Genomic DNA, 5,818 nt, shown 5'->3' with positions numbered 1-5,818 from the left:
CCCGGCCAGGCCCGAAGGCTTGAGCGCGTCCTCCGAGCCCGAACTGCCCGGGGCGAGGGCGACCGCCAGCTGCCCAAGTTCGCCCACCACGACCGGCATGTCCGGGCGGTGATGGCGGCGGGGGGCTTCTGGGCCTTTTCCGAGCGCCGGATCGGCCGGGATGGCGTGGCGGTCTGCCTGCCCCTCAGGCCGCCTGTAGTCCAGCGGAGCGCAGGCCGTTGAGCGCTGCGCCCCTCGAAGCCGCCGAGCTGGTGATTGAGGGCCTTCGTCGCCGGGAGCCCGCCCACAGGCCGCTCTTCCTGAGGGCCCTGATGGCCCATGCGGCGGCTGGCCTCGCCCTCATCGAAGGTCCTGCGGGTGCCGGCGAGGCCGTCTATCGGATCGCGGACGCGGTCGTTTCCCCAAGGAGGTCCCCATGACGAGAATTCCCAGCACCCGCGAACGGCCAGCCCGGCCCCCGGCCCGGGCCCCGGTTCGCCGCCTGTCCGGCCTTGAGCACCTGTCCCGCCGGGGCCGGATCAGCCGGAGCCAGAGGGCGGCGGGCGAGGCCTATGGGTCGGTATGGCGGCGGTCACAGTCGGAGGCCAGCCTGCCGTCACCCCTGGCGCGGGCGGCCGAGCCCATCGTGCAGTGCCGGCTCCCGCCCGACCCCGGCGCGGGCCTCTCAGCGGCGGAAGCCCGGCTGCGGGCGCGTCGTCATCTGGCGGGTCTGCGCCGGAGGCTGGCCGACCACCCGACCCTGGTGGGCGCCTGCGACCGGATCTGCGGACAGGAACTCACCCCGCGGGAGGCGGCGGGTGGCGACCGGGAGGCGGGGCGGCTGGAAGCCGTCCTGGCCATCGCCCTGGACCTGCTGCTGCGGGAGTAGAGGGCGGCGGCTGCGAGGCCGTTGACCCCCTCCGTCGCGCTTCGCGCGCCACCTCCCCCTGGGGGGAGGAATTTAGCGCTCTAATTGCTCCCCCAAGGGGGAGCTCCGGCCGTAGGCCGGTGAGGGGGTCAACGGCCTTTCCGCTGATCCCCGCCTCCGCCTGGGGGCAGGACCTAGAAGGTCAGGGCCGACCAGGCGGTGCGGCACAGGTGCTGGTCGCGGAAGGCGTCAGCGGTCATGCCTGCCACGCCACCGCCACTGGCCACGTCGAGGGCTTGCACCGAGCCCTTGCTGAAGGCCTCCCAGGCCGGAGCGCCGGGGCCATTCGGATCTCCCGACCGGGCGAAGTTGGTCCAGTAGGTGGACATGGTCGCCTGCAGGGCCTTCTGCGGGGCGTCCTGGGCGGCGGTCGCCATTCCGAAGAGGTAGGGAAGTTCGAAGGCGTGGGCGGCCCCCTGGGGCAGGCTCAGGACGTAGCGGCCTCCGAAGGCACCGACGATGGGCACGGCGGTCTGGTCGCGGAACTCATACATCCAGACCGGCGATTTCTGGGCGGCGATCCGCGCCGAGATGTTGATGCCGTTGCACGAGAAGGTGCTGTCGGTGGCCGCGGCTGCGGCGGCGAAGCTGGGCTGGAGGACCGGATCGGCGCCGAAGCGGCTGAGGGGATAGTAGCGCTCGGTCAGGTCGGTGGCGGGCACGCCCTGATCCGCCTCGACGGCCTTGGCGGCGGCGACATAGGCCGCCGGGGTCATGAGGAAGGACCGGTCGGCCGGGTCGAAGTTGGGGGGCTTGGCCGTGAACCGGGCGCCCAGCTCATTCAGGGCCAGGAAGAGCCGGTTCTCGTCCTCGTTGGAGCCGTTGATCACTGGGACGCGGTTGTTCCGGCCAGCCGCGAAGATCGACTGGATGGTCCCGGGAAGTACCTTGCCGTCGACGGAAGGGACCAGGTTGCCGACTTCCCTCCCGTAGGCGGTCATCAGCTTTCCGCGCACCATGGCGTCGGGCAGGCTGCGCAGGCAGGCCGCCGTCATGACCTCGCCCTTGCACGCAGCGCCGAGGTCCTGGCCTGCCATTGCGGTCTTGAGGGCCAGGGCGCTCTTCGTCTCCATTTCGGCCTGGGTGAGCTGTTCGCCGACACCGTAGCCGCCGCTCTGGATGATGGCCTTGTCGAACAGGCCCTTGGAGACAGGAGACGCGAGGTGGGTGAGGACGCTGAACCCTCCGGCGGACTCGCCGAAGAGGGTCACATTGCGGGCGTCGCCACCGAACCGGGAGATGTTGGCCCGCACCCACTTCAGGGCGGCCTGCTGGTCCATGATCCCGTAGTCGCCAGCCGAGCCGCCAGAATCGCGCAGGGCGGGGTGGGCCAGGAAGCCCATGGCGCCGAGCCGGTAGTGGATGGCGACCACGATGACGCCCCGGGAAACGAGGGGGCTGGCTTCGGCATAGGTCGAGGCGTCGCCGGTGGTGAAGGCGCCGCCGTGGATCCAGACCATGACCGGGTAGGGGCCCTTGCCCGCCGGGGCGTGGACATCGAGGTAGAGGCAGTCCTCGCTCTCGGCACGGGCCCGGAACGGGCTTTCCGGCCCAGTCTGGAGGCAGGGGGCAGCGGTCTTGCTGGCGGCGATGGGGGTCTTCCACGTCGCCGCAGGCTGGGGCGCCCGCCAGCGCAGGTCGCCGACCGGGGGTGCCGCAAAGGGAATGGCGTACCAGGAGAGCATGTCGCCCCGGACGGTGGCCTGGACGGGACCGCTGCGGGTGTTGACCGTCCGCCCCGTCTCTGCTGCAGCGGGCGCTGCGCCCAGGACCAGGGTCGCCAGAGCTGCCGCGGGTCCCGCCGCCGCGCGCAGGAAGGTCTTCAGGTTCCAGTCCATTGTATTTCCCCCCGGGGCGGCCGGCACCCTCAGCCAGCGGCTCCATGGGTTTCTCTATGGCGCGGCGTCCTGCTCTGCGCAATGCGGGGCGCAGACGTAAAGTGACGCCCGGCGGGTCAGGCCGCCGGGCGTCGTGTGCAATCAACCCGGAGAGGGACTCAGAAGCTCCAAGTCAGTCGCGCATAGTAGTAGCCGCCGTTGATCCCGTAGGGAGAGATGGCGGGATACTGGGTCACGCACCCGCCGCCGCTGGCGATACAGGCGGTCTGGAAGGCTGAGGTCAGCTTGTCGGGATAGTGGTTGAACAGGTTGTTCGCCCCGATCGCCCCGACCACGCCCCCCGGCAGCTTGACCGAGGCCTCCAGGTCGGTGATGGCCGCCGGCTTGAGGCTGACCGTCTGCAGTGGACCCGTGCCCGGGTCCGAGAAAATCGAGGATTTGCCGTAGAAGGTCTCGGTCAGGGACACGGTGAACATGCCCAGGGTATAGAGCCCCGTCACACCGACCTTGTACTTGGGTGCCGCGGTCTCGAGGAGGGACCGGGCGTTCTTGTCGAACATGGCCTGCCCCGCAGGGTAGGGGACCGAGGGCGTGGTGATCGGCGGCGGCGGCGACTTGACCTTGGTCACCTCAGAATCCGTGATGTTGCCGCTGAGGGTCCAGTTGATCCGGCCGAACTCGCCCAGGTCGGTCGGGTAGGAGACCACGAGGTCCACGCCCCGGGTCCGTGTATCCAGCCCGTTCGAGAAGATGTTGACGCCGGTGTTGGTGACCGTCGGGTCAAGGACGTTGCCATTGGCGATGATCGCCGCCGTCACCGCCGAAGAGGCGACCACCCCGTTCCGCAGGCCGTAGATCGAGGAGGAGCCGAAGATCCGGTCCGAAAGCTCGATCTGGTAGGCATCGAGGGTGATGGTCATGGACGGGAGGGGACGCGCCACCAGGCCCACACTGTAGTTGATGGACTCCTCGGGCTTCAGCGTGTCGATCTGAAGCAGGCGGGCCGCCGAGGAGTTGGGCGCCAGCTGTACGAAGGCGCTGGTCGGCGAGACGTTGGTGGCCGAGTAGTAGGCCTCCGCCAGGGTCGGTGCCCGGAAGCCCGTGCTGATGGTGCCGCGCACGGCGATGGCGTCGCTGAAGTCGTAGCGGGTGGTCAGCTTGGCGATCGTTGTGTCACCGAAGTCGCTGTAGTGCTCGAACCTCAGGGCGAGGTCGATCTTCCATGGCGTGACCGGCTGGACCGCGACGTCGCCGTAGATGGCCCAGGAGTTCCGGCTGTGCTTGCCGGCGTCTGTGGCCGAGAAGCCCGGATAGGACTGGGAGCCTTCCTTGTAGGTCGACGCCGAGTCGCCCTTGCCGATCTCGTAGGACTCCGAGCGCTGCTCGAGGCCGAAGGCGAGGTTGACGGGGTCCGCCAGGCCGAAGTCGAACTCCTTGGCGATGTCGAGATTGTTGGTCCACTGGGTGGTGGTCCAGGTGCCGGCATGGAACGAGGTGGGGGTGAAGCCCTTGGCCGTGGTGGTGGAGGTGTCGGTGTACAGGCTGGCGTTGGCCGAATCCTCGACCCGGACCTCGACATCGTCCATGCCCCAGGTGGAGGCGAAGTCGACGTTCCAGCCAGCGACCTCGCCCTTCAGGCCCAGGGTGAAGGCGTAGTCATCCTCAATGATCCGCTCGCGCGGGCTGAAACCCTTGGGGAAGGGCAGGTCGGTCGCCATCTTGCCGGCCACCCGGTAGTAGCGACGATAGTTCTCGTAGGCCGAGGCGTCCTTGTGGCCGTAGCCGCCAAAGGCATAGACCTCGGCCCCGCCCGGAAGCTCGGCTCCGCCGTTGAAGGCGAAGTTGGTCAGGCGGTACTCGGCGTCCCCGGAGATCAGGTTGAGGTAGGGATAGCCGGGGATCTTGCTCTCCACAGCGTTGCGGGCGGCGGTGTAGCCGGGGCTGGCCGGGTTGAAGACCCGCTGGTCGGGCAGGCCGCGCATGGAGAAGCCGTGATACTTGGTATCCGCTGTCAGGTTCAGGTAGGCCCCTTCAAAGGGGGCGAGGCCGACGTTCAGCGACAAGGCCGCCGTCTTGCCGCCGCCGTCGATGTACTGGCCGCCGGTGAGGCCAACGGAACCGCCATCAGGATCGGTCTTCTGGATGATGTTGATGACCCCGGCGATGGCGTCGGTGCCGTACTGGGCGGCCGCGCCGTCGGTCAGCACCTCGACCCGGCCGATGGAGCTGACCGGGATGAAGCTGAGGTCCGCGGCAGCTGCCCCCTGGTAGGCGCCGCCAAGGACGGCCAGGTTGGCGGTGGTGTGCCGGCGCTTGCCATTGACCAGGACCAGGGCCTGGTTGGGGCTGAGCCCCCGGAGCTTGGCGGAGAGGGTCAGGTTCGCGGTGTCGCCACCGAAGGCCTGGGCCGTGTAGGACGGCACGATATTGCTCAGGCCGAGGCGCAGGTCCGTCTGGCCGGACCTCAGCAGCGACTCGGAGTCGACGACCTGGATCGGTGCCGCACTGTCCACCACCCGGAGGCCTGTTTGGCGCGTCCCGGTGACGATCACCTCCTCGACCGCGCTGGTGCCATCGGCGGCAGCTGCGGCGTCTTCGGCATGGACAGCGCTCGCTGAGAGTACGGCGAGGGCCAGGGCGGAAGCGCCGGTCTGCAGGCGGCGTCTCATCGTAAGAGTCATGTCTATCCCCATTTCCAATCCGGCCCGGGTGCCGGAGACCCTGCCCCCAGGGGGGGCGGCACCCGAGGGCCGGAAAGCGGGCCGGTCGTACCGGCGTTCCGTCGCTCCGAACCCCCGAGGCGCAGGGCGAGCAAATCCCGGATTTCGCGGTGAGGTGACAAATCGATATTGCGATGCAGCAGAATCCGAAAACTGCCGGAAATCCGAACAGCGCTGTAAATCTCTCGGCAAAATCTGCTTTGAATCCGGGCAATCCCTTAGGTTTTGACTACCCCGTCAGTAATCCGCCCGCGACCGGACGGCGATGATTATTTCGCAGTCGCAGCATGCTCAAAAAAGATGCGGTTGGGTCTCTCTTCAGGGTGCGGGCGGGCATCTGCTTGCCTGTACGG

At 68.6% G+C, this 5,818-nt stretch carries 5 protein-coding genes; 3 read left to right on the top strand and 2 right to left on the bottom strand.

The genetic code is table 11. The features are described 5' to 3' along the window. From WCJ52_RS11080 to WCJ52_RS11070, 3 genes are all read left to right on the top strand, one after another. The coding region (locus tag WCJ52_RS11080; RefSeq protein ID WP_336903369.1) for a hypothetical protein at positions 1-222 on the top strand (222 nt) is incomplete at its 5' end. Then, the gene (locus tag WCJ52_RS11075) at positions 219-419 is read left to right on the top strand and encodes a hypothetical protein (protein WP_336903368.1); all 201 of its coding nucleotides are present in this window, start codon (positions 219-221) and stop codon (positions 417-419) included. The genes WCJ52_RS11080 and WCJ52_RS11075, both read left to right, overlap by 4 nt. Continuing rightward, complete coding sequence (locus WCJ52_RS11070) at positions 416-868, top strand: hypothetical protein (RefSeq protein ID WP_336903367.1); 453 nt, start codon at positions 416-418, stop codon at positions 866-868. The genes WCJ52_RS11075 and WCJ52_RS11070 overlap by 4 nt, the downstream gene beginning before the upstream one ends. Positions 869-1,041: 173 nt before the next feature. On the opposite strand, the gene WCJ52_RS11065 is transcribed toward WCJ52_RS11070, so the two are convergent. Beyond that, positions 1,042-2,745, bottom strand: coding sequence for a carboxylesterase family protein (locus tag WCJ52_RS11065; RefSeq protein ID WP_336903366.1), 1,704 nt, complete (start codon positions 2,743-2,745; stop codon positions 1,042-1,044). Between the two features lie 158 nt (positions 2,746-2,903). Further along, positions 2,904-5,426, bottom strand: a complete 2,523-nt coding sequence (locus WCJ52_RS11060) for a TonB-dependent receptor (protein ID WP_336903365.1) — start codon at positions 5,424-5,426, stop codon at positions 2,904-2,906. Positions 5,427-5,818: the final 392 nt, after the last annotated feature.

The organism is Phenylobacterium sp. (assembly GCF_037138395.1).
Lineage (GTDB): Bacteria > Pseudomonadota > Alphaproteobacteria > Caulobacterales > Caulobacteraceae > Phenylobacterium.
The sequence above is the reverse complement of the archived record's forward strand: the minus strand, read 5'-3'. Positions and strand labels throughout refer to the sequence as shown.

What these genes read in the sequence shown, in the direction of transcription:
- WCJ52_RS11070 (WP_336903367.1), top strand. Translation starts at nt 416, where the DNA reads ATGACGAGAATTCCCAGCACCCGCGAACGGCCAGCCCGGCCCCCGGCC.
- WCJ52_RS11065 (WP_336903366.1), bottom strand. Translation starts at nt 2,745, where the DNA reads ATGGACTGGAACCTGAAGACCTTCCTGCGCGCGGCGGCGGGACCCGCG.
- WCJ52_RS11060 (WP_336903365.1), bottom strand. Translation starts at nt 5,426, where the DNA reads ATGACTCTTACGATGAGACGCCGCCTGCAGACCGGCGCTTCCGCCCTG.